The following is a 23,983-nucleotide window of genomic DNA, read 5'->3' as shown; positions in this document are numbered from 1 at the left end:
CTTTCGAAGACGATCAGCTTGGCGCGCTCTCGGCCCGCGGCCTGAAGCAGGCTTTCCAGATGCGCGACGTCGTTGTGGCGGAAGATCTTCTTTTCCGCCCCCGAGCGGCGCACGCCCTCGATCATCGAGGCATGGTTCAGTTCGTCCGAGATGATCAGGCAGTTGGGCAAAAGCCTGGCAATGGTCGAGATCGAGGCCTCGTTGGAGACGAAGCCGGAGGTGAAGACGAGCGCGGCCTCCTTGTCGTGCAGGTCGGCGAGCTCATGCTCGAGCTCGACCAGCGGGTTGGAGGTGCCGGAAATGTTGCGGGTGCCGCCGGCGCCCGARCCCATCTTGCCGGCCGCGGTCTGGAAGGCGGCGATCACATCCTCGTTCTGGCCCATGCCGAGATAGTCGTTGGAGCACCAGACGGTGATCTCCTGGGCGCGGCCGTTGGAACGCCAGATGGCGCGCGGGAACTTGCCCACCATGCGCTCGAGATCGGCGAAGACGCGGTAGCGACGCTCGGCGTGGAGCTGGTCGATCGCATCTTCGAAGAACCGCTGGTAATTCATGTCGACTTCCCAATTTTGCGGCGGATCATAGTCATTGACCTATGTTGCGTCCACCGCGCCCAACCGGTCAAAATGCCACGCCCTTGCCCTGTTCCTAACGACGCCGGATCGTGGCCTATTCCGGCTGTTTGAAGCAGTTTTGTTTCAGTACGATGCCTCGGACGGGAGGAACTGTTACGGACTTAACATTATAGGGAGGCCTATGCATATCGCCCAAAAGTGCACCGCGACTTTGGGTGAACGACATGAGGTTTAGCGGGCTTGCGGCGGGGTTTCCAGTGCGGTGGCTGTTGAGACAGTTTCCGATAAATCTTGATCAGCGAGGTAGATGATGACGGTTTTGGTGACAGGCGGTGCCGGTTATATCGGCAGCCACATGGTCTGGGAGCTGCTGGACGCCGGCGAGAGCGTCGTGGTGCTCGACCGGCTCTCCACCGGCTTCGAATGGGCGGTGGCCCCGGAAGCGAAGCTCGTCGTCGGCGACGTCGCCGACCGCGACCTGGTCGGCCGGATCATCCGCGAGAATAAGGTCGACGCCATAATCCACTTCGCCGGCTCGATCGTGGTGCCGGAATCGGTCGCCGATCCGCTCGGCTATTACGAGAACAACACCTGCAAGACGCGCACGCTGATCGAAACCGCCGTGCGCGAAGGCGTGCCGCATTTCATCTTCTCCTCCACCGCTGCCGTCTATGGCGGCGCCGGGCTGGAGCCGGTGCGCGAGGATGCCCGCCTTGCGCCGGAATCGCCTTACGGCCTCTCCAAGCTGATGAGCGAATGGATGCTGCGCGACGCGGCCCTGGCGCACGACATCCGCTATACGGCGCTGCGCTATTTCAATGTCGCCGGCGCCGATCCGAAGGGCCGCACCGGACAGTCGACGCCCGGCGCCACGCATCTGATCAAGGTCGCCTGCGAGACCGCGCTCGGCAAGCGCCCCTTCATGCAGGTCTTCGGCACCGACTATCCGACGCCGGACGGCACCTGCATGCGCGATTATATCCATGTCAGCGATCTCGCCGCCGCGCACCGGCTGGCGCTTCAACGGCTGCGCGCCGGGGGGAAGAGCCTCGTCGCCAATTGCGGCTACAGCCATGGCTATTCGGTGCTCGAGGTGATCGACAGCGTGCGCCGCGCCTTTGGCCATGACTTCGACGTGCGCATGGGCGACCGCCGCCCGGGCGACGCCGCCGCCGTGGTCGCCAATTCCGAACTTGCCCGCAAGGAGTTAGGCTGGACGCCGCAACGCGACGATCTCGACCTGATCGTCAACGACGCGCTGGCCTGGGAACGGATTCTGACGACGAAGAATTCTGTTCGAAACTGAGCAATTCCAGGAAAAGTGCGCAGCGGTTTTCCGTCCGGAATTGCGTCAAGACAAAAAGTCCAGCTGTTGGGCCAAGGGCTCGTGCGGCGCGTCTAGACGCGGTATTGAGGCCTCATGCAGCGGCGCGCCAAGGAGTGCCGTGACGACGCTTGAGGGACGGCATGAAAATCCTGGTTCTCGGGGCCGGCGTGGTTGGCACGGCGGCCGCCTATTATCTGGCAAGGGACGGTCACGAGGTGACGGTGATCGAGCGCCATGAAGCGGCGGCGCGCGGCACCAGCCAGTCGAATGCCGGCCTGGTGTCGCCTGGCGACGCCACCGCCTGGGCTTCGCCCGCCGCGCTGAAGACTTTTCTGCGCGCGCTTTGGAACCATGACCTCGGCATCAAGGTGAGGCTGCGCCTCGATCCCTATTTCTATGCCTGGAGCCTGCGCTTCCTGCGCGAATGCACGGTGAGGCGGCTGCGCGCCAACACCGACATCAAGCTGAGGCTCGCGCTGCATTCGCGCGCATGCATCAATCAATTGTCGGAGGAGACCGGCATCCATTACGACGAGCGCAAGAAGGGCATTCTCTACTTCTTCCGGTCGCAAAAGAGCCTCGACACCGGCACCGACAATTACCGCTATCTCGGCGAGCACGGCCTGCCGATCGAGATCGTCGGCCGCGACCGCCTGGTCGAGCTGGAGCCAGGCCTTGCCGGCGTGAAGGAAAAGATCGCCGGCGGCATCTATTCGCCGATCGACCAGACCGGCGATTCCAGGCAATTCACCGACAGGCTCGCCGCCTATGCCGCCGAGAAGCTCGGTGTCAAATTCCTGTTCGGCACGACGGTCGAGGGCCTCGACATCGAAGGCGACCGGGTGCGCGCGGTGGTGACTTCGGCCGGCCCGGTCACAGGCGATGCCGTCGTCATCTCCATGGGGCCGGAAAGCGGCCTGCTCGGCCGCCGCTACGGCGTCGACCTGCCGGTCTATCCGGTCAAGGGCTACACGGCGACGATCCCCCTCGAGGACGAGAGCAAGGGGCCGACTATGGGCGGCGCCGACGAGGACCGGCTGATCGGCTATTCAAGGCTCGGCAATCGCCTGCGGATGTCCTCGACCGCCGAATTCACCGGCTTCGACCGCAGCTTCAAGCCCGGCGATTTCAGGACCATCCTGGAAACCGGCAAGGATCTTTTCCCGGGCGCCTTCGACGAGAAGAAGGCCGTGCTCTGGGCAGGTCTGCGGCCGATGATGCCGAGTTCGGTGCCGGTCTTCGGCCAGGCGAAATACCGCAATCTCTATCTCGATACCGGCCACGGCCATCTCGGCTGGACCATGGCCTGCGGCTCGGGGCAGTTCCTGGCCGACATCGTCGCCGGCCGCAAGCCGCAGATCGATCCCAAAGGATTGCTGTACGGGACGACACGCTGAGCCGGCTGGCTTACGCGGTGGCGTTCTTCAGCCACGCTTGCCTGTAGGCTTGCCAGGCCGGATCGGCCGGCGGCTCGGTCCGCTCGCCCTTGCTCATCGCTGGCGCGCCATCCGACGCCAGCAGCGCGGCGCCGATGCTAGTCCCTGTCGAGGTCTCCGACGCAACGACCGCTCGTCCCGTCGCCGCCGCCAGCATGCGGATGAAAAGCGGGTTGCGCGCGAAAGGTCCCTCGACCGTTGTTGGCCCATCGCCGCCGATCAGTTCCAGGCAGGTCGCGGCCATCAGCGCCAGATAGAACGAGATGGCGGCGAAGCGCTGGCCTGGGCTCAAATCATCGGCATTGACCCATTGGGCGTCGCGATGCGGGAATGGCCCGGAGCCCTGTTGGGTGGAAGGCAGCAGCAAGACCTGGCGCGCCAGGACAGCGGCGACATCGGCTTCGCTCCATTCCTGCGGCTGCCCCTCGGTCAGCAGCGAAAACTCGCGTCCGCCCATGAAGCGCGCCGACGGCACCGGATCGCCGAGCGCATTGACATTGACCAGCGTGTCGCGTGCCGCATCGAGCTCCACCTTCCGGCCGCCCACTGCCATCGACACCACCCATGTGCCGGTCGAGACGACGCAGAAGGGCGCTGCGTCGGACAGCAGGTGCGGCAGCAGCGAAGCGTTGGAATCGTGCAGGCCGCAGAACACGGGCGTTTGCGGGTCGAGCCCGGTCTGCGCGGCGAGCGCGGACAGGATCGGTCCGAGCTGGTCTTTTGCCGGCCGCACCGGGGCCATCAGCGGACACCAGCCCATCCTGTCGACCAGCGAGGAATAGTCGGACGCCCAGGGATTCCACAGATCGGTGTGACAGCCGAGCGATGTCACCTCGTTGGAGGCGATGCCGGTCAGCCGCAGCGCCCAATATTGCGGGTACATCAGCATCGCGGCGGTCCTGGCGAAGTCCGCCGGGAACCGCTTCTGCAGCCAGAAGAACTGCGCACCGAGATTGAGGCCGATGGGCAGCCGTGGCGTGCCGGTTTCGGCGAAGGGCGGACGGACCGCGTCATACTCCAAGGTCAGCCCGTCGGGGCCGTCGAATTCATAGTCGAGCACCGGGAGCACCAGTTCCCCGGAGGCGTCGATCAGCGCCCCGGTCGCGCCATGCGTGGTGATCGAGATCGCATCGATCCGTCGTTCGCGGTTGAGATCGGCGAGGCTATTCAGGATGAAGGTCCACAGCGCCTCGACATTGTGATGCGGGTAGGGCGCCTGCCGCACTGGCGCGTTGGCGATACGACGCAGCGCGATCTCGCTCAGCGTCGTGAGATCGACCAGCGCCACCTTGGCGTTGGTTTTGCCGATATCGATGACGGCGACGATCATGCCATATGGAACACTGTTTCCAGCGGCACGGCCACCGGCTCGTTGTCGGGCCTGGTCTCCATGAGGTCGGCCATATGCGCCCACCAGCGCTGCATCACGGGATGCTTCGGCAGGTCGGCCATGCCGTGATCGTCACGTCGCCACAGCACGCCGAACAGGATGTTGGTCTCTTCGTCGAGATGGATCGAATAATCGGAGACGCCGGCCTGCTTCAGAAGCGCAACCAGCTCAGGCCAGATCTCGTCATGGCGGCGCTTGTATTCGGCCTTCATGCCGGGATTGAGCTTCATCTTAAAGGCGTATTTTTCCATCAGGCGAAGCGTCCTTCGCGCAGCCGCCGCCAGACGATCGGCAGCGCGATGACGATGATCAGCAACAGGCCGATGAAGATCGACATGACGATGCCGGGCACGTTGAGCAGGCCGAGCCCGAACGTCACCAACCCCATGATGAAGGCGGCGAGCACGACGCCCAGGATGCTCCCGGCACCGCCAAGGATCGAGACGCCGCCCAGCACCACCATGGTGATGGCTTCGAGCTCGTAGCCCTGCGCGATCGATGGCCTGGTCGAGCCGAGCCGCGAGGTGATCAGCACCGAGGCGATGCCCGACATCAGCCCGGTCAGGCAGAACAGGATGAATTTGATGCGGTCGACGCGCACCCCGGAGAACTGGCAGGCGACGGGATTGTTGCCGATGGCAAAGACCCGGCGGCCGAAGCTCGTACGGTGCAGCACGAACCAGTAGATCAAAGCCGCGACGAGGAATAGCGCCAGCTCGAACGAGAAGACCCACCAGACATAGCCCTGGCCGAAGAAGGCGAAGCTTTCCGGATAGCCCTTGTAGGCCTGGTCGCCCAGGATGATGAAGGCGATGCCGCGGAACAGGCTCATCGTGCCGATGGTGACGACGATGGACGGCAGGCCGAGCCGCGTGACGAGCAGCCCGTTGAAGGCGCCGCAGGCGAGGCCGACGGCAATGCCGATCAGAACCAGCACCGGCGTTCCGGCGCCGGCCTGCACGGCCATGCCCATCATGGTCGAGGCCAAAGCCACGATCGCGGCGACGGAGAGGTCGATCTCGCCGGAGATGATCAGCAGCGCCATGGCAAGCGCGATCAGCCCTTTTTCCGTGAAGTTGAAGGTCAGGTCCGACAGCGACCACGGGTCGAGGAAATAGGGCGAAGCAAAACTGTTCACGGCGAAGATGGCCACCGCGATGACGACCAGCAGCGCCTCCCAGGAGAAGATCGCCGAGGACAGCGGCTTGTCGAGCCGGTCGGGAATGTGGCGCGGGGCAGGGGTGTCGGTCATGCCGCTTCCGCCTTTCTGAGGATGATGCGGCCCTGCCGGCGCTCGCCGCGCGCGTTGAGCACCACGGCCAGGATGATGGCGCTGCCCGAGATCGCCATCTGCCAGAAGGGCGAGATGTTGATGACCGGCAGCGCGTTGGAGATGATGCCGAGGAACAGCGCGCCCAGCACCGCGCCGCCGACCGAGCCAATGCCGCCGGCGATGGAGATGCCGCCGATGACGCAGGCGGCGATGATGTTGAGCTCATAGCCGTTGGCGACCTCGACCGAGGCGATCACATAGCGCGAGATCCAGAGATAGCCGGCGAGCCCGCCGATCATGCCGGAGATACAGAAGACGATGAATTTTGTCCGGCCGACATCGATGCCGGCATAGACCGATGCGGTCGGGTTGACGCCGATGGCGTAGATCGAGCGGCCGATCGCGGTCCGCGTCATCACCAGGAAGAACAGCGCGATCACGATGATGGCGATCCACGACAGCACCGGCAGGCCGAGAAAGGCGGCGCGCTGGAAGTTGATGAAGGCGGGGCTCATCTGGTCGGCATTGACCCAGGCGCCGCCGGAGACGACGAAGGTAGCGCCGCGATAGATGGTCAGCGTGCCCAGCGTCACCACGATCGAAGGGATGTTCAGCCGCCACACCAGGAAACCGTTGATCGCGCCGAGCATCAACCCGACGAGCAATGCGATGACGATCAGCACCGGGATCGGGATTGCCGGATGCGCGGCGTTCAGCATCGCCACCACCATGCCGGTGAAGCAGAGGTTGGACGCCATCGAGAGGTCGATCGAGCGCGTCAGGATCACCACCATCTGCCCAAGCGCCAGGATCATCAGGATCGAGGTGTCGTTGAACACCTGGCGCAGATTGGCGGGGTCGGCGAAGCCGGGGAAGCGCGTCGAGATCAGGCCGATCAGCACGACGATGCCGGCAAGCAGCCAGATCTCGCGATATTTGAGGAAATTCTTCATGCCGCGATCCCCGCTGCCGTCCGAACCAGCGTCTCGGCATCCAGGCCCTTGTTGTCGTAGGTGGCCGCGATACGGCCTTCGCGCATGACCACGACTCTGTCCGACATGCCGAGGATTTCGGGCAGCTCCGACGAGACCATGATCACCGAAAGCCCTTGCGCGACCAGTTCTGCCATGAAGCCGTGCACGGCGGCCTTGGAGCCGATGTCGATGCCCTTGGTCGGCTCGTCGAGGATGATCACCTTGGGCGCTGTGGCCAGCCATTTGGCGATGACCACCTTCTGCTGGTTGCCGCCGGAAAGCGTGCCGACATCCTGGCTGAGCGATGAGGCGCGCAGATCGAGCCGTTCGGTGTAGGAGCGGGCGAGCGAGAACTCTTCCGCAAGCCTCAGCACGCCTGATTTCGAGGTGCGCTTGAGCGACGGCAGCGACACGTTCTGGAAGATCGGCAGGCCGATCACAACGCCCTGCTTGCCGCGTTCTTCCGGCACATAGACGATGCCGGCCTCGATCGACTCCGCCGCCGATTTCGGCGCGATCGTCTGGCCGTCCAGCGAAATCGCGCCCCGGCTCGTGCGGGTGATGCCGGCGATCGCCTGCATCACCTCGCTGCGCCCGGCGCCGACCAGCCCGTAGAAGCCGAGGATCTCGCCCTTGCGCAATTCGAAGCCGATGTCGTCGAACTCGGTCGGGTGCGACAGGCCGGAGACGGAGAGCACCGGCGCGCCGATCTTCGGCTCGCGCTGCGGGAAGATGTGATCGACGTTGCGGCCCACCATCATGCGCACGATCTCGTTCTGGCCGGTGTCCTTGAGCAGGCCTTCACCGACCATCTCGCCGTCCCGGAAGACGGTGTAGCGGTCGGCGATGCGGTAGATCTCGTCGAACTTGTGGCTGATGAAGAGCACCGCCTTGCCTTCGCTCTTCAGGAACTCGATCAGCAGGAAAAGCTCCTCGATCTCCTTCATCGAAAGAGCGGCCGTCGGCTCGTCCATGATGACGATGCGGGCATCGATCGACATGGCGCGGGCGACGGCGACCAGATGCTTGTTGGCGATGCCGAGGTCCTTCAGCCTTGCGTCGGCGTCGATATGGCCCGCGCGCATCGTCTCCAGCACCTCGCGGGCATTCTTGCGCATGGTGCGCCAGTCGACGGTGCCGAAGCGGGTGCGCGGCGCATGGCCAAGGAAGATGTTTTCGGCGACCGACAGGTCGTCGAACAGCACGGTTTCCTGATGGATGGCGGTGATGCCGTGGCCGAAGGCGGCATGCGCGCTGGGCAGCGTCGTGGCCTGGCCGTCGATGCCGATTTCGCCGGAGTCGGGCTGATAGATGCCGGTCATGATCTTGACCAGCGTCGACTTGCCGGCGCCGTTCTCGCCGATCAGCGCGGTTACCTGTCCCGGGTAGAGCGACAGGCTGACATTGTGCAGGGCGCGCACGCCGGGGAAACTTTTCGAGATGCCGGAGAGCGTCAGGCGGGGCGCCGAAGCCGGGGGCCGTGCCTCTACTTTGCCGTGATGGGCCGTCGTATCCATAATCGTATCAAGCCCGTCTATATTCAGTGTTGACTCCCCCTCACCCGACCTCCGCTTCGCTCGGTCGACCTCTCCCCGAGGGGAGAGGAGGCTTGCGAGCTTGGCGCCTGGCTCTTCTCCCCGCCGGGGAGAAGGTGGCCGCGAAGCGGCCGGATGAGGGGGCAGCGCCGTCAGTCCAGGATCAGTAGATCTTGGAGAACTTCTCGATGTTGGTCTTGTCGAACTGGAAGGGCGGAGCCATCGCGGCGGAATTGGTGTCGTCGAGCGTCACCTTGCCGACGCGGCCGATCGACAGCGTCGCGCCGGGCTTGGCCTCTTCCTTCTTCACGGCCAGGTCATGGGCAAGGTAGATCGCCGAATAGCCGAGGTCGATCGGGTTCCACAGCGCAACCGCCTGCGAAGCGCCGTTGTYGATGAACTTCTTGAACTCCGACGGCAGCGCCAGGCCGGTGACATTGACCTTGCCGATCAGGTTCTCGTCGGTGACGACCTGCGCGGCGGCGACGACGCCGACGGTGGTCGGCGCGATGATCGCCTTGAGGTTCGGATAGGACTTCAAGAGGCCCTTGGCTTCGTCGGTGCTCTTGGCCGAGTCGTCATCGCCATAGACGGTGGCGACCAGGTTGATCTTCGGGAACTTCTCTGGCAGCACCTTCTTGGCCGCCTCGATCCAGGCGTTCTGGTTGGTCGCGGTCGAGGAGGCCGACAGGATCGCGACGTCGCCGCCCTCCGGCAGGTAGTCGGCGGCGAGCTTGATGATGGTCTCGCCGATCAGGCCGGTGTCGGACGGGTTGAGGTGGAGCTGGCGGCCTTCCTTGGCGACGCCCGAGTCCCACGAGATCACAGTGATGCCGCGATCCATCGCCTTCTTCAGCACCGGCACCAGCGCGTCGGCGTCATTGGCCGAGACGGCGATGGCATTGACCTTCTGCGCGATCAGCGAATTGATCACCTCAATCTGCGCTTCGGCGGTCGCCTTGGTCGGACCGGTGTAGATGACGTCGACATCGCCCAATTCCTTGGCCGCTTCCTCGGCGCCCTTGTTGGCGGCGTCGAAGAAGCCGTTGCCGAGCGACTTCACGACCAGCGCGATCTTGACGTTCTCGGCGTAGGCGGCATTCACGAACATGGCGGCGGAAAAGGCCGCCGTAACCAGCAGTTTCTTCAAAAAGCTCATCGAATATCCTCCCTTGAGCGTTGCATTCCATCGCCGCTGCGGGCGCGAGTTTCCCTCAGGCCTGCAGTGAAGATTCTTCCTTGTCGCTTGACTGTCCGCGGGCGACGATCAGCGCCACGCCCGCCGTTTCCAGCATCTTGGCTTCGCGATCCTCGATGCCGTCGTCGGTGATCACGGTCGCGATGCGCGACAGCCCGCACAGGATCAGGCTGGAGCGCATGCGGAATTTCGAGGAATCGACCAGCACCACCAGTTCGTCGGCCTGGTCGATCAGTTTCTGCTCGGCCTGGATCAGCAGCGGATCGCCTTCCATCAGGCCGAGCGGCCCAAGCCCCTGCGCGCCCATGAACATGCGCCGCGCATAGAAGTTGCGCGTCACGTCATTGTCGAAGGGCGACAGGATGATGTTCTGCTCGCGGTAGATCGTGCCGCCCGACAGCATCACCGTGTTCTTCGAATGCTTGAGCAGATGCTCGGCGATCGGGAAGGAATTGGTGAAGATCGGCATGCGGCGTCCGGTCAGGAAATGCACCATCTGGAAGGTGGTGGTGCCGCCATTGATGATGATCGGCTCGCCGTCCGTGCAAAGGTTCACCGCTTCCCGCGCGATCGCGCGCTTCTGCGCGGCGTTCAACGTTTCGTTGACGGAGAAGGGCCGGCCGGCGAGGCCGATGAATTGCGGCGGCGAGATCGCCTCGGCGCCGCCGCGCACCCGGCGCAGGCGCTTTTGCACGTGGAGCGCCGCGATGTCGCGCCGGATCGTCGCCTCGGAGGAGTCCGTCAGCTCGACCATTTCCTGCACCGTCACGACAGGCTTTTCCTGGACGGCGGACAGAATGATCCTGTGGCGTTCTTTTTCGTGCATGGTTCCTCCCAGCTCGAGCATCAGGCACTAGAAAACGCGCAGTGTCAATCATTTCCGATCATATAATTTCATTGTGCAGTGCAATATGATCGATCTTGATCGTTTATGATTGACAAGCAGGGCGCTTGCGTAGACATTCGCCGCGAGAAAGAGGAGCGCGGCGTTCGCGCTCCAAGGGAGGATACCTATGCTCGACAAGCGCTCCGGCTCGCGCCTCGCCAATCTTTGGGACGATGCAAAAGCCGAAGGGATGAGCGGTCCCGAGCTTCTGGTCTATCGCTCGAACACGTTGGGTTCCGACAAGCGCGTCACCAATTATGGCGGCGGCAACACCTCGTCCAAGGTCTGGCAGAAGGACCCGCTGACCGGCGAGGATGTCGAGGTACTATGGGTCAAGGGTTCGGGCGGCGACAGCGCCTCGATCAAGCTCGACGGTTTCGCCACCCTCTACATGGACAAGCTGCGCGCCATCAAAGCTCTTTATCGCGGCGTCGAGCATGAGGATGAGATGGTGGGCTATCTGCCCCACTGCACCTTCAACCTCAATCCGCGCGCGGCCTCGATCGACACGCCCCTGCACGCTTTCGTGCCCAAGGCCTGCGTCGACCACATGCATCCCGACGCCATCATCGCGGTCGCCGCAGCCAAGGATTCCAAGGCGATCACCAGGGAGATCTTCGGCGACGCCATCGGCTGGCTGCCCTGGAAGCGGCCGGGCTTCGAGCTCGGCCTGTGGCTGGAGAAATTCTGCCTCGAGAATCCCGAGGCCAAGGGCGTCGTGCTCGAAAGCCACGGCCTGTTCACCTGGGGCGACACGCCAAAGGAATGCTACGAAACGACGATCTCGGTGATCAACCAGGCGATCGACTGGTTCGAGCGCAAGTCGCAGGGCAAGGCGATCTTCGGCGGCGAGGCGGTGAAGTCGCTGGACGCTTCCGCGCGCCGCGCCATCGCCGCCAAGCTGATGCCGCGCATCCGCGGCCTGATCTCCGAGAAAAGCCACAAGCTCGGCCATTTCGACGACCAGCCGGCGGTGCTGGAGTTCGTCAATTCGAAGGATTTGCGGCCGCTGGCGGCGCTGGGCACGTCTTGCCCCGACCATTTCCTGCGCACCAAGATCCGGCCGCTGGTCATCGAGTTCGACCCGGCAAAGCCGGATGTCGACGCCGTCATCGCCCGCCTGGCGGATGACATCGCCGAATACCGCGTCGGCTATCAGGCCTACTACGACGCATGCAAGCATGCGGATTCGCCCGCCATCCGCGATCCCAATGCCGTGGTCTACCTGATGCCCGGCGTCGGCATGTTCACTTTCGCCGGCGACAAGGCGACCGCGCGCATCTCCGGCGAGTTCTATGTCAACGCCATCAACGTCATGCGGGGCGCCTCGACGGTCTCGTCCTATGTCGGCCTGCCGGCTCAGGAAGCCTTCGACATCGAATATTGGCAGCTCGAGGAAGCCAAGCTCCAGCGCCTGCCCAAGCCGAAGGCGCTGGCCGGCCAGATCGCCTTGGTCACCGGCGGCGCCGGCGGCATCGGCCGCGCCACCGCCAACCGGCTGCTGCGCGAAGGCGCCTGCGTGGTGCTCGCCGATATCGACGAGGCGGCTTTGGCCAGCGCCAATGACGAGCTGTCGAAGGCGTTCGGCAAGGACTTCGTCCGCCCGGTGCGGATCGATGTCACCTCGGAAGAGCAGGTGCTTTCCGGTTTCGCCGAGACGGCGGTCGAGTTCGGCGGCATCGACATCCTGGTCTCCAATGCCGGCCTCGCCTCCTCGGCGCCGATCGAGGAAACGACACTGGCCTTGTGGAACAAGAACATGGACATCCTGTCCACCGGCTATTTCCTCGTCTCCCGCGAGGCTTTCCGGCTGTTCCGCGTCCAGAAGATCGGCGGCAACGTCGTCTTCGTCGCCTCCAAGAACGGGCTCGCCGCGTCGCCGAACGCGTCTGCCTATTGCACCGCCAAGGCGGCCGAGATCCATCTCGCCCGCTGCCTGGCGCTGGAGGGCGCGGAAGCGCAGATCAGGGTCAACGTCGTCAATCCGGACGCCGTGCTGCGCGGCTCCAAGATCTGGACCGGCGAATGGAAGGAGCAACGCGCCGCCGCCTACAAGATGTCGACCGACGATCTCGAGGAGCATTACCGCTCGCGCTCGATGCTGAAACGCTCGGTCTTCCCGGAAGACATTGCCGAAGCGATCTACTTCTTCGCCTCCGACATGTCGGCCAAATCGACCGGCAACATCGTCAATGTGGACGCCGGCAACGCACAAAGCTTTACGCGCTAAGCGCACTTCCCTTCTCCCCGTTCAACGGGGAGAAGGTGCCGCAGGCGGATGAGGGGCAGCGCCTGCCGAACGTATTCCTGGGAGGAACCGCAGTGTCCGAAACGATTATCCGCACCGACCTCGTCGCCAGCCACAACGCCGCGCGCAAAGCCAACCTCGACCGCGACTACGCTTCCCTCGGCGAGCGTCTCGACCGCCGCGGCATCGCCATCGACGCCATCCGCGACAAGGTCGAGAAATTCGGCGTGGCGATCCCGTCCTGGGGCGTCGGCACCGGCGGCACGCGCTTCGCCCGTTTTCCCGGCTCCGGCGAGCCGCGCGACATCTTCGACAAGATCGAGGACTGCGCCGTCATTGCCCAACTGACGCAGGCGACGCCGACCGTCTCGCTGCACATCCCGTGGGACAAGGCCGATCCGAACCGGCTGAAGCAGGCGGCCTCGCGTTTCGGCCTCGGCTTCGACGCCATGAATTCCAACACCTTCTCCGATGCCAAGGACCAGAGGCTCTCCTACAAATTCGGCTCTTTGTCGCATGCCGATGCCGGCACGCGCCGGCAGGCGGTCGAGCACAATCTCGAATGCATCGAGATCGGCAGGACGCTGGGCTCCAAGGCGCTGACGGTCTGGATCGGCGACGGTTCGAACTTCCCCGGCCAGGTCAATTTTGCGAAAGCCTTCGAGCGCTATCTCGACGCCATGCGCGAGATTTATGCCGGCCTGCCGGACGACTGGCGGCTGTTCACCGAGCACAAGATGTATGAGCCGGCCTTCTATTCGACGGTCGTGCAGGACTGGGGCACCAACTACATCATCGCGAAGGAGCTCGGCGATAAAGCCTTCTGCCTGGTCGACCTCGGCCACCACGCGCCCAACGTCAACATCGAGATGATCGTGTCGCGGCTGATCCAGTTCAAAAAGCTGGGCGGCTTCCACTTCAACGATTCCAAATATGGTGACGACGATCTCGATGCCGGTTCGATCGACCCCTACCGGCTGTTCCTCGTCTTCAACGAACTGGTCGATGCCGAACTCGCCGGCGCCGGGGGCTTCCACCCCGCGCATATGCTTGACCAAAGCCACAACGTCACCGATCCGATCGAAAGCCTGATGCTGTCGGCGGTCGAGGTACAGCGCGCCTATGCACAGGCGCTGCTGGTCGACCGCAAGGCGCTTGAGGGCTTCCAGGAGGCCAATGACGCGCTGATGGCGACGCAGACGCTGAAGACGGCCTACCGCACCGATGTCGAGCCGATCCTCGCCATGGCGCGGCTCAGGACCGGCGGCGCCATCGATCCTGTCGCCGCCTATCGCGAGGCGGGTTACCGGGCCAAGGTGGCGGCGGAACGGCCGGCGGTCGCCGGCGGCGGTGGCGGGATTGTGTAGATCGATCGGCGGCGAGGGGCGGCGCTTGAGCACCCCCTCTGTCCTGCCGGACATCTCCCCCGCAAGGGGGGAGATCAGCAGTTTCGCCGCCGGTGCGGTTCCTGCAACGTCGGCGGTTGGCGAAAGCGACGGCGACATCCAATCTCCCCCCTTGCGGGGGAGATGGCCGGCGAGCCAGAGGGGGGTGTGAGGATCGCCAGCCGTCACTATCGGCTGGACTCACCCACCTCAACGGTCTTTCCTAAGCTCCCCCACGCCCGGAGAGCCCGCATGCATCTCACCCGCCGGTCGCTGATCGCCCTCAGCCTTTCGCTTACCTTCGCGTTCATATCATCCGCCGTCTTCGCCGCGTCGCCTGCTCCAGCCAAGGGCGAGCACGGCATGGTGGTCACGGAGCAGCATCTGGCGACCGAAGTCGGTGTCGACGTGCTGAAGAAAGGCGGCAACGCCGTCGATGCCGCTGTCGCGGTCGGCTACGCGCTGGCCGTGGTCTTTCCCGAAGCGGGCAATATCGGCGGCGGAGGGTTCATGACCATCCGGCTGAAGGACGGCCGCACCACCTTCATCGATTTCCGCGAGCGCGCGCCGCTCGCCGCCACCAGGACCATGTATCTCGACAAGGACGGCAAGCCGATCAAGGGAGCCAGCCTCGACGGCTATCTTGCCGTCGGCGTGCCGGGCTCGGTGGCCGGCTTCGAGATGGCGCGCGAGAAATACGGCACGCTTTCGAGGCAGGATTTGGTGGCGCCGGCGATCGCCTATGCCAAGGACGGTTTCATCCTCACCCAGGGCGACGCGGCTTCGTTCGCCGACAGCGCCGACCGGCTGGCGAAGGACCCGGCGGCGGCCGCCATCTTCCTGAAGAACGACGGCAAGCCTTATGGCATCGGCGAGAAGCTCGTTCAGCCGGACCTCGCCGCCTCGCTGTCGGCGATCTCGCAAAAGGGGCCGGACGCCTTCTACAAGGGCGCCATTGCCGATGCCATCGTCAAGGCGAGCGGCGCCAAGGGCGGTATCCTCGCCAAGGCCGATTTCGAGCAATATGCGGTGCGTGAGCTAAAGCCGGTGACCTGCGACTACCGCGGCTACGAGATCATCTCCTCTCCGCCGCCAAGCTCGGGCGGCGTCATCATCTGCGAAATCCTCAACGTGCTGGAAGGCTATCCGCTGTCCTATCTCGGCGCCGGCTCGGCCGAGACAGTCCATGTCATGGTCGAGGCCATTCGCCATGCCTATGTCGACCGCAATTCGGCGCTCGGTGACCCGGATTTCGTCGACAATCCGGTCTCGAAGCTGCTCGACAAGAACTACGCCAAGGACATCCGCGACAAGATCGATCCCTTCCGCGCCGGCGTGTCGAAGGATCTGATGCCGAAAGGTTTCGGCGAGCCGAAGGAAACCACGCACTATTCGATCATCGACAAGGACGGCAACGCGGTCGCGGTCACCTACACGCTGAACGGCTCCTACGGCGCCGGCGTCGTCGCCGACGGCACCGGCATCCTGCTCAACAACGAGATGGACGACTTCACCCAGAAGCCCGGCGTGCCCAACCTCTACGGGCTGGTCCAGGGCGAGGCCAACGCCATTCAGCCGAAGAAGACGCCTTTATCCTCGATGAGCCCGACGATCGTGACGAAGGACGGCAAGCCGTTCATGGTCATAGGCAGCCCGGGCGGCTCGCGCATCATAACCATCACGCTGGAGGCGATCGTCAACGTGATCGATCACGGCATGGATATCCAGGAAGCAATCGACGCGCCGCGCATCCATCATCAATGGCTGCCCGATACGGTCTATGTCGAGCCGTTCGGCCTGTCCCCGGACACGGAGAAGCTGCTTGCCGGCATGGGTTATCACCTCGACCTGAGCGACGAGACCTGGGGTCGGGCCGCCGGCATCCTTGTCGGCGGCAAAAGCCTGGCGGAAATCGAAAAGGGCGGTGGCGCACGCTACAACGGCGCCATGGACAGCCGCGCGRCTGCCGGCGAGGCGCTGGGATACTAGCTCACGGCCTAGAATGGTCAGGTCATTTAATGTGGCAGTGGTCGCCGCCTTGGCCGGCGCCACCCGACTGATCGCAGCGACGGTGTTGTCGCTGCCCGGTCAGGGAATGCGACCTGGACGACACGTCTGCGCCACGATTGCTCAGGCCTTTGAAGATTAATGGAAAATCGTTACAAGGCGAAGGAGCGGATGCCCGTCCCCATATCCCTTTAATATGCTTCGCAAGTAGACCTGTACGAAGCCGCGGGCAGCGGGCCAGCAAACTTGAATTCTATGAGAAGACGGAGCGGGGAGCGTTCGAATTGTTGAAATGTCGGTATCTCTGGACGCGGCTTTTCCGCAGGATCGCCCGCCGATGAATCCCTTTCGCTTCGCAGCGTTTCAGCGGCCAAGGCTCGGCCCATCGACGGGTGGCCGGCCGGCAGGAATCTTCATATCGCATGTGCTGAACGATCGAATACAGGCTCATTTTGACCGTCTCCGCAGCGAAACGCGGGAGATCATCGACTGGCAGTTCGCCTATAATCCGTGGACGTTGGGCGATCTCATCGCCGGACGAGGAGAATTCGAGATCGACCGGACCTCCGTGCGCGTGCGGCAAGCCGTGAATAACGGGAATTTGTCGGGCCATATGGACATCGTCCTCTTCCCTTTGGCGAAGTCTGCAAATCGGGAGTTCGTCTGGGTTCTCGAATATGACGTCGACTTTGCCGGCCGGTGGCTCGATTTTTTCCGGCAGTTTTCAAATAACGGCGCGGACTTGCTGACGACGACGCTCAATACGCGTCGCCGCGACCCGCGCTGGGCATTCTGGAACTCTGCAAATGGACCGTGCCCGAAATCACGGTTCACGAGGGCATTTATGCCCATCATGCGCGTTTCGAGGCGCTTTATTGCCACCTACGAGGAGGCGCTTTCGACAGGCGAATGGAGTGGGCACTACGAATTCCTCGTGCCGACCATTGCGCGTGTCCATGGCCTGAGAATCGAGGACATCGGCGGGACCGGGCCGTTCGTGCCTTGGCGCCGAAGGAGGCGAAACTATCTGAATCTGGCGAAGGACGTGCTTCTCAGTCCGGGGACATTCGTCTGGCGCCCATCGATGACGGCTTATTTTCACGAAGACGATACCGCATTCACGCAGCGAGCCATGCTCTACCATCCGATCAAGGCCGACGTTGCCGAATGGGAGACCGAAGCATCTGTAGCTCCATCCGAGGCCGTCTGATGCCTGGAGTAATTCCAGGAAAAGTGTGAGCGTTTGGGCTCGGCGACCTCGCCGTGGCCTTCCGCCCGGGATTGCGTAAAACAAGGAGAACGGTTCGCCGTTTCCGCGAAGCGCTCTGGGTTGGTTCGATCTCGAAGCAGCTGGATTGTTTTCTCAGGTCACCAGCGTGATGGTCGAGGCGATCAGCATGACGGCGGCAATGGCGACGAACAGCGCATAGATACGCGGCCGGTCGAGCAGCAGCGCATTGCCCGAAATCCAGGCCGCCGTGGCGCCGCCGAGCGCGAACAGGAAGCCGTTGCGATGGCCGAAGGACATGGAGGCGGCCATCAGACCGCCGATGATCAGCGCGCCGAAGACGATGATGACGGCGACGGCATATTTCTCGAAATCATTGCCGCTGCCCATCGCCGGCCCCATCGCATTGAGATTGGGCAGGTCGTCCGGGTCGAAAGGGCTGGTCGAGCCGTATTCGTCTTGACCGAGGGATTCGCGCATCATTCGTTCTCCGCTGGGCGGCAACAAACCATCAACGCCTGCCGAGCGCAACCCGGCAAAGCCGCCACGGCGATGCATTCGCCGTTCGGCTGATGCCCTCGTGCCACGGTTTCCCGGCCAATCTCAACGGCGTAGCAGCGTTGCGGTTCCAGGGCATGATGCCGAAAAAGGTGAAGCGGTTTTCGGACGACGTCATGCTCCAGCTCTGGCCTTGATCTACCTGGAAAAATCACTGCGCACGATGCCGTGCCGCTGCAGCTTGTCGTAGAAGGTCTTGCGCGGAATGCCGAGCGCCTCGATGGTGCGGCGGACGTCGCCGTCGTTGCGACCAAGTGTCTCGCGGATGATCTCGGCCTCGTAGCGATCGAGCCGTTCAGGCAACGGCATCGCGGTGTCGCTCTGCGTTGCCGCCGGGGAAGGCGTTTCACCGACATGATCGAGCCCAAGCACGAAACGTTCGGCGAAATGGGCGAGTTCGCGCACATTGCCCGGCCAGTCATGGTCCTTCAGATGACGCTGGGTCGCGGTGGAGATCGCCGGCACGGTGCGCCGGAAGCGGTCGGCGGCGCGCTCGGCGAAGTAGCCGAACAACAGCGGCACGTCGTCCCGCCTTTCGCGAAGCGGCGGAATGGAAAGCGTCACCACATTGAGCCGGTAATAGAGGTCCTCGCGAAAAGCGCCGCGCTGGCTGGGATCGCCGAGATCGACCTTGGCGGCGGCGACGACGCGCAGGTCGACCGGGCGCACTTCGTTGGTGCCGAGCGGCGTTACCTCGCGCATTTCGAGCACGCGCAGCATCTGCACCTGCGTCGCGGCCGGCATGCTCTCGATCTCGTCGAGGAACAGCGTGCCGCCGCTCGAATGCTCGATGCGGCCGACGCGCTTCTTCTGCGCGCCGGTGAAGGCGCCGGCCTCGTGTCCGAACAGCTCGCTTTCGATGACCGTCTCCGGCAGCGTGCCGCAATTCAGCGCGACGAAATTGCCCTTGGCGCGGCGGCTCCAACGGTGCAGCAGGCCAGCCACCACCTCCTTGCCGGAGCCGGTCTCGCCGGTCACCAGCACGTCGACATCGGTGTCGGCGATCTGCCGCAGCGTCCGGCGCAGCCGCTCCATGGCGGGCGTCTGGCCGATCAGCGGCAATCCCTCCTGTGCTTGCTCGGCCGCTTCGCGCAAGGCGCGGTTTTCCATCACCAGACGGCGTTTCTCCGCGGCGCGGGCAACGCTCTGCGCCAGCCGGTCGGCGGCGAAAGGTTTGGTGATGAAGTCGTAGGCGCCGTCCTTGATCGCCTTGACCGCCATCGCGATGTCGCCATGGCCGGTAACCAGGATGACGGGGATATCGGGATCCAGCCGCAGCACACGGTCGAAGAGCTGCAACCCGTCGACCTCCGGCATGCGGATGTCCGAGACAACCACGCCGGCGAAATTCCTGTCGAGCGCCGCCAGAGCCTCGCTGGGCACCGCGTAAGCCGACACCGCAAAGCCGGCCAGCTCCAGCGTCTGCCTTGTCGCCTTGAGCAGGTCGCTGTCGTCATCGATCAGGATCACCGGTGCCGGATCGTGCTTCGTCATGCTGCGCCGGCTTTCGACAGATGGATGGTGAAGCGTGTGCCCTGGCTGCTGCTCGAAACCTCGATGCGCCCGCCATAGTCGGCGACGATGTCCTTGGCGATGACGAGGCCGAGCCCGAGGCCCTTTTCCTTGGAGGTATTGAACGGCGTGAACAGCGATTTCAGGATCGCCGGCGGGATGCCCGGCCCGTTGTCGGAGACGACCAACGCCACGTCCTCGGCGGTTTCGGCGGCGGAGACTTCGACCCTCGCATCATCGCGGCCATCGAGCGCCTCCAGCGCGTTCTGGAACAGGTTGATCAGCACCTGCTCCAGCCTCAACCGGTTTCCCATCACCTTCAGCGTCGGCGGCGGCAGAGTGATCGCCAGCGCGTCCAGCCGGCCGGCGAAGCGGCTCCTGAGCAGCACCACGGCGCCTTCGATCACGCCGCGCAATTCAATGGGCTCGGCCGCGGTGCGGCCCTTGCGGGCGAAAGCTTTCAGTTCATCGGTGATCGAGCCGATACGCTCGGTCAGCGCGGCGATGGCGTCAAGGTTCTCTTCGGCCGAGGCGCTCTGCTTGCGCTCGAGGAAGACGCGCGCGTTGTCGGCATAGGCGCGGATCGTCGCCACCGGTTGGTTGATCTCATGCGCTACGCCGGCGGCGACCTGGCCAAGGGTGGCAAGCCGGTTGGCCTGCACCAACTCTTGCTGCATCACCTGCAGCTTCGCCTCGGTGCTGCGGTGGTCGGCGATCTCGGCCTGCAGCCTGTCGCGCGCCAGGCTCAGATCCTGCGTGCGCTCGACGACGCGGCGTTCCAGCTCGGCGCGTGCTGCCTGTTCGGCGGCGATCCGCATCTGCCCGGATTGCCGGCGCCACAACAGATAGGCGGCAAAGGCGATGAGCGGCACGAGGACACCGAGCGCCAAGAGCCRCATTTCGCGCTGCGCCGCCGCGACCGGTGCTTCGGCCGGAACGAGATAGTCGAGCCGCCAGGGCGTCGACGGCACCGCGGTCGACAGCCGCAGATACTCGGCGTCGCTGCCCCCTGGCGTGATCGCATGGACAAGCGCGACGCCGGAGCTCAGCGGTTGCGGTTTCGTGATCGGCAAGGGCACCAGCGGCGCATCGCCGAATTGCTGATTGGCGCGGATATCGGCAAGCACCGGCCGGCCAAGCGGCTCCGTCGTCAGGAACCGCCAGGAGGGCACGCTCGTGATCAGCACCACGCCATGCGCATCGCTGACATAGGCCGGCCGGTTCGCCTCGCGCCAGTCGGACTCGAGCTGGTCGAACTCCATCTTGACCACGACGACGCCGAGCGGCCCCGAAGCGCCGTCGACGCGACGCGAGATGTAAAGGCCCGGGCGCTTGCTGACATTGCCGAGCGCGAAATACTCGGCCGTGCCGGTTTCCATCGCGCCCGAGAAATAGGCGCGGAAACCATAGTCGTTGCCGACGAAACTCACCGGCTCGCGCCAGTTGCTGGACGCGATCGCCAGGCCGTCCGTGCCGGTGACATAGAGCACCGAGGCCTTGGTTCCCGACACCAGCCCTTCGAGCTTGCGGTTCAAGACGTCGATCGACGCAGGGCTGCGCTCGCTCAGCGCGTCATGCACTTGCTGGTCCTCCGACAGGAGGAGCGGCAGGGCGCGCGGGTTTTCCAGCACCGCGCGCAGCAGCGCGACCTTGAGGTTGGCGTCGGTGCGTCCTTGCGTGGCCAAAGCCTCGATCTCGGTTGAGCGGCCATAAAGACCTGCGCCGTAAAGCGCTGCCGCGATGATCGCCAGCACCGCCGCCGTAAACAGCAGCCAGGCGCGCCGCGCCCGCCCGGCAAGCAGTTCGGGCGTCGGGGCGAGGGCAGCGGCAGGGCGTTGCAGCATGCCGCATCTGTGCATGTTTTCGCACAAGGCGCAATTCGACCTATGCGGATAACCGCACGGATGCCCTCGAAGATGCCGTCATTGGTTCGAAAAAAGCCAACAAGATCAATATTCAGAGGCTTTGGGCGTCATCTGGCATGCGCATTGCAAACGCATCCGCAGCAGCCGCGAGGCTGTGGAGGTCAACAGCCCCCAGGGAGGTCGAGCGTCTCGATCGGGGGCCGAACGGAGGACATCATGCAGACAGCAATCGCTGCCGCCGAACCACGCGGCAAAATCCCCTTTTACCGGCATCTCTATGTGCAGGTCCTGGCGGCGATCGCCGCCGGCATCCTGCTTGGCCATTTCTATCCCGATCTGGGTGCCTCGCTGAAGCCGCTTGGCGATGCCTTCATCAAGCTGGTCAAGATGGTCATCGCGCCGGTGATCTTCCTCACGGTGGCGACCGGCATCGCCGGCGTTTCCGATCTGCACAAGGTCGGCCGCGTCGCCGGCAAGGCGATGATCTATTTCCTCGTCTTCTCGACATTGGCGCTCGTCGTCGGCCTCGTCGTGTCCAACGTCATCCAACCCGGCGCCGGCATGCACATCAATCCCGCGACCCTCGACCCCTCGAAAGTGGCGACCTTCACCGAGAAGGCGCACGACACCTCGATCGTCGGCTTCCTGATGAACATCATCCCCGACACCATCACCGGCGCGTTTGCTGAAGGCGACATCCTGCAGGTGCTGTTCTTCTCGGTGCTGTTCGGCATAGCGCTGGCGTTGGTCGGCGAGCGTGGCCGCCCCGTGGTCGATTTCCTGCAGGCGTTGACCGCGCCGGTCTTCCGCCTCGTTGCCATCCTGATGAAGGCGGCTCCCATCGGCGCTTTCGGCGCCATGGCCTTCACCGTCGGCAAATACGGCATCGGTGCGATCGCCAACCTCGCCTTCCTGATCGGCACCTTCTATCTGACGTCGCTGCTCTTCGTGCTCGTCGTGCTCGGCGCCGTCGCATGGTACAACGGCTTCTCCATCCTGGCGCTGATCCGCTACATCAAGGAAGAGCTGCTCCTGGTGCTTGGCACCTCGTCGTCGGAAGCAGCACTTCCAGGACTGATGGCCAAGATGGAGCGCGCCGGCTGCAACCGCTCGGTCGTCGGTCTTGTCATCCCGACAGGCTATTCCTTCAATCTCGACGGCACCAACATCTACATGACGCTGGCCGCGCTGTTCATCGCCCAGGCAACCGACACGCCGCTCAGCTTCGGCGACCAGATCCTGCTTTTGCTCGTCGCCATGCTGAGCTCCAAAGGCGCTGCAGGCATCACCGGCGCCGGCTTCATCACCTTGGCTGCCACGCTCTCGGTCGTGCCCTCGGTGCCGGTTGCCGGCATGGCGCTGATCCTCGGCGTCGACCGCTTCATGTCGGAATGCCGCGCGCTCACCAACTTCGTCGGCAACGCGGTCGCGACCATCGTCGTGGCGCGCTGGGAAGGCGAGCTTGACCAGACGCAATTCGCCGCCGCCATGGCCGGTCAATTGCCGGAGGAGGCCGACCTCGCGCTGTCGGGCGGGCTGCAACCCGCCTGATCACCGTCCTGAATTGCGAAAGACAACGGCATCCTCCCGATGCCGGACAGGCCGTGGCTCTGCCGCGGCCTGTTCTTTTTGTCGGCCGCCGCATAGGCTGCGCCAGCCGGATTCCCGGCGAAATAGTCAGCCAAGAGGGCGGTCGATGAGCAGCGCGTATCCCGAGATCTATCTTGTCCGCCATGGCGAGACCGAATGGAGCCTCTCGGGCAGGCATACCGGCCGCACCGACATCCCGCTGACCGCCAAAGGCGAGGAGGCCGCGCGCGGCGTCGCTGAGCGTCTCAAGGGCGTCACCTTCCAGGCGGTCTGGTCGAGCCCGTCGCAACGCGCCTTCGACACCTGCCGGCTCGCCGGCTTCGGCGAGCGCGCGCTCAAGAAACCGGACCTGCAGGAATGGGATTATGGCGCCTATGAAGGCGTGACGACCAAGGAGATCCTTGCCGGGCGTCCCGGCTGGCAGTTGTTTCGCGATGGGTGTCCGGACGGCGAGACTGCGGCCGATGTCGGCGCCCGCGCCGATGCCGTCATCGCCGGGCTTCGCGCGGTTGCCGGCAATGTGCTCATCTTCTCCAGCTCGCATTTCCTGCGTGTCTTCGCGGCGCGCTGGGTCGGCCTGCCGCCGGCAGGCGGCGCGCATTTCGTGCTCGATACCGCGAGCCTCAGCATCCTCGGCTATGAGCACGATCTGACCGAGCCGGTGATCCGGCGGTGGAACCAGAAGTAGGGACAGCGGACTCCCCCTCATCCGGCCGCTACGCGGCCACCTTCTCCCCGAGGGGAGAAGAGGTTGGCGCCGGCGCTGAAGAGCTCCTCTCCCCACCGGAGGGCTTTGCACAGAATCGGATCAGTGATTCCATGCGGATATCCGGCAAGGAGGATTCGCGATGGTCGATCGAGTGCTTGGTCAGTTGAGCCTGGCGGACGGTCTTGCGTCGGCGGATGAGACGATCTTCGACCTGATAGCAAAGGAACTGGACTGGGCGCCGATCCGAACCTTGCTTGGTCAGCGCAGCGGTCCCGGCTCCGGCAACA

Annotated in this window: 19 protein-coding genes; 8 read left to right on the top strand and 11 right to left on the bottom strand. The window is 64.1% G+C overall.

All coding sequences use genetic code 11. The features are described 5' to 3' along the window. On the bottom strand, positions 1–554 hold a 554-nt coding region (locus LCM4577_RS24490), incomplete at its 3' end, for an aminotransferase class I/II-fold pyridoxal phosphate-dependent enzyme (RefSeq protein ID WP_116390158.1). A 331-nt stretch (positions 555–885) separates the two neighbouring features. On the opposite strand from LCM4577_RS24490, the gene galE reads away from it, so the two are divergent. Together galE and LCM4577_RS24480 are read left to right on the top strand one after the other, a co-directional pair. Continuing rightward, positions 886–1,881, top strand: coding sequence for a UDP-glucose 4-epimerase GalE (gene galE, locus LCM4577_RS24485; protein ID WP_040986231.1), 996 nt, complete (start codon positions 886–888; stop codon positions 1,879–1,881). A gap of 161 nt (positions 1,882–2,042) precedes the next feature. After that, entirely contained in the window at positions 2,043–3,299 is a 1,257-nt protein-coding gene (locus LCM4577_RS24480) for a D-amino acid dehydrogenase (RefSeq protein WP_071036237.1), read from the top strand. Positions 3,300–3,309: 10 nt separating this feature from the next. On the opposite strand, the gene LCM4577_RS24475 is transcribed toward LCM4577_RS24480, so the two are convergent. The 7 genes from LCM4577_RS24475 to LCM4577_RS24445 all read right to left on the bottom strand — a co-directional run bounded on the left by LCM4577_RS24475 (position 3,310) and on the right by LCM4577_RS24445 (position 10,534). Beyond that, the gene (locus tag LCM4577_RS24475; RefSeq protein WP_071073906.1) at positions 3,310–4,668 is read right to left on the bottom strand and encodes an FGGY-family carbohydrate kinase; all 1,359 of its coding nucleotides are present in this window, start codon (positions 4,666–4,668) and stop codon (positions 3,310–3,312) included. Continuing rightward, positions 4,665–4,979, bottom strand: a complete 315-nt coding sequence (gene rhaM, locus LCM4577_RS24470; protein ID WP_198541078.1) for an L-rhamnose mutarotase — start codon at positions 4,977–4,979, stop codon at positions 4,665–4,667. Before rhaM ends, LCM4577_RS24475 begins: the two co-directional genes overlap by 4 nt. Then, positions 4,979–5,980 carry an ABC transporter permease gene (locus LCM4577_RS24465; protein WP_041006495.1) on the bottom strand — a complete coding sequence of 334 codons (1,002 nt, stop codon included), beginning with the start codon at positions 5,978–5,980 and terminating at the stop codon, positions 4,979–4,981. Before LCM4577_RS24465 ends, rhaM begins: the two co-directional genes overlap by 1 nt. Next, positions 5,977–6,954 (bottom strand): ABC transporter permease, encoded by a 978-nt coding sequence (locus LCM4577_RS24460; RefSeq protein WP_071073905.1) that lies wholly within the window; start codon positions 6,952–6,954, stop codon positions 5,977–5,979. Before LCM4577_RS24460 ends, LCM4577_RS24465 begins: the two co-directional genes overlap by 4 nt. Then, entirely contained in the window at positions 6,951–8,492 is a 1,542-nt protein-coding gene (locus tag LCM4577_RS24455; RefSeq protein WP_071073904.1) for a sugar ABC transporter ATP-binding protein, read from the bottom strand. Before LCM4577_RS24455 ends, LCM4577_RS24460 begins: the two co-directional genes overlap by 4 nt. 181 nt (positions 8,493–8,673) lie before the next feature. Continuing rightward, positions 8,674–9,669 carry a rhamnose ABC transporter substrate-binding protein gene (rhaS, locus tag LCM4577_RS24450; protein WP_071073903.1) on the bottom strand — a complete coding sequence of 332 codons (996 nt, stop codon included), beginning with the start codon at positions 9,667–9,669 and terminating at the stop codon, positions 8,674–8,676. A gap of 55 nt (positions 9,670–9,724) precedes the next feature. Beyond that, positions 9,725–10,534, bottom strand: a complete 810-nt coding sequence (locus LCM4577_RS24445; protein ID WP_040986229.1) for a DeoR/GlpR family DNA-binding transcription regulator — start codon at positions 10,532–10,534, stop codon at positions 9,725–9,727. Positions 10,535–10,721: 187 nt separating this feature from the next. Here LCM4577_RS24445 and LCM4577_RS24440 point away from each other — a divergent pair, with 187 nt between their 5' ends. The 4 genes from LCM4577_RS24440 to LCM4577_RS24425 all read left to right on the top strand — a co-directional run bounded on the left by LCM4577_RS24440 (position 10,722) and on the right by LCM4577_RS24425 (position 17,444). Further along, the gene (locus LCM4577_RS24440) at positions 10,722–12,824 is read left to right on the top strand and encodes a bifunctional rhamnulose-1-phosphate aldolase/short-chain dehydrogenase (protein WP_071073902.1); all 2,103 of its coding nucleotides are present in this window, start codon (positions 10,722–10,724) and stop codon (positions 12,822–12,824) included. A gap of 92 nt (positions 12,825–12,916) precedes the next feature. Continuing rightward, on the top strand, positions 12,917–14,209 hold the full coding sequence (rhaI, locus tag LCM4577_RS24435) for an L-rhamnose catabolism isomerase (protein WP_071073901.1): 1,293 nt from the start codon (positions 12,917–12,919) through the stop codon (positions 14,207–14,209). A gap of 270 nt (positions 14,210–14,479) precedes the next feature. Further along, entirely contained in the window at positions 14,480–16,216 is a 1,737-nt protein-coding gene (ggt, locus tag LCM4577_RS24430) for a gamma-glutamyltransferase (RefSeq protein ID WP_071073898.1), read from the top strand. A 310-nt stretch (positions 16,217–16,526) separates the two neighbouring features. Then, a complete protein-coding gene (locus LCM4577_RS24425) occupies positions 16,527–17,444 on the top strand; it encodes a hypothetical protein (RefSeq protein ID WP_071036228.1) in 918 nt (305 codons plus the stop codon). Between the two features lie 153 nt (positions 17,445–17,597). Here the strand turns inward: LCM4577_RS24425 and LCM4577_RS24420 are convergent, their stop codons facing one another. From LCM4577_RS24420 to LCM4577_RS24410, 3 genes are all read right to left on the bottom strand, one after another. Further along, positions 17,598–17,945, bottom strand: coding sequence for a hypothetical protein (locus LCM4577_RS24420; RefSeq protein ID WP_040985832.1), 348 nt, complete (start codon positions 17,943–17,945; stop codon positions 17,598–17,600). Positions 17,946–18,158: 213 nt separating this feature from the next. Continuing rightward, entirely contained in the window at positions 18,159–19,514 is a 1,356-nt protein-coding gene (locus tag LCM4577_RS24415; protein ID WP_071073896.1) for a sigma-54 dependent transcriptional regulator, read from the bottom strand. Then, entirely contained in the window at positions 19,511–21,376 is a 1,866-nt protein-coding gene (locus LCM4577_RS24410) for an ATP-binding protein (RefSeq protein WP_116390157.1), read from the bottom strand. Before LCM4577_RS24410 ends, LCM4577_RS24415 begins: the two co-directional genes overlap by 4 nt. A gap of 237 nt (positions 21,377–21,613) precedes the next feature. On the opposite strand from LCM4577_RS24410, the gene LCM4577_RS24405 reads away from it, so the two are divergent. Together LCM4577_RS24405 and LCM4577_RS24400 are read left to right on the top strand one after the other, a co-directional pair. Beyond that, a complete protein-coding gene (locus tag LCM4577_RS24405; protein ID WP_071073892.1) occupies positions 21,614–22,948 on the top strand; it encodes a dicarboxylate/amino acid:cation symporter in 1,335 nt (444 codons plus the stop codon). Between the two features lie 145 nt (positions 22,949–23,093). After that, positions 23,094–23,675, top strand: coding sequence for a histidine phosphatase family protein (locus tag LCM4577_RS24400; protein ID WP_071036224.1), 582 nt, complete (start codon positions 23,094–23,096; stop codon positions 23,673–23,675). The last annotated feature ends 308 nt before the right edge of the window (positions 23,676–23,983 follow it).

The organism is Mesorhizobium sp. LCM 4577 (assembly GCF_001854795.2).
Classification (GTDB): domain Bacteria; phylum Pseudomonadota; class Alphaproteobacteria; order Rhizobiales; family Rhizobiaceae; genus Mesorhizobium; species Mesorhizobium plurifarium.
The sequence above is the reverse complement of the archived record's forward strand: the minus strand, read 5'-3'. Positions and strand labels throughout refer to the sequence as shown.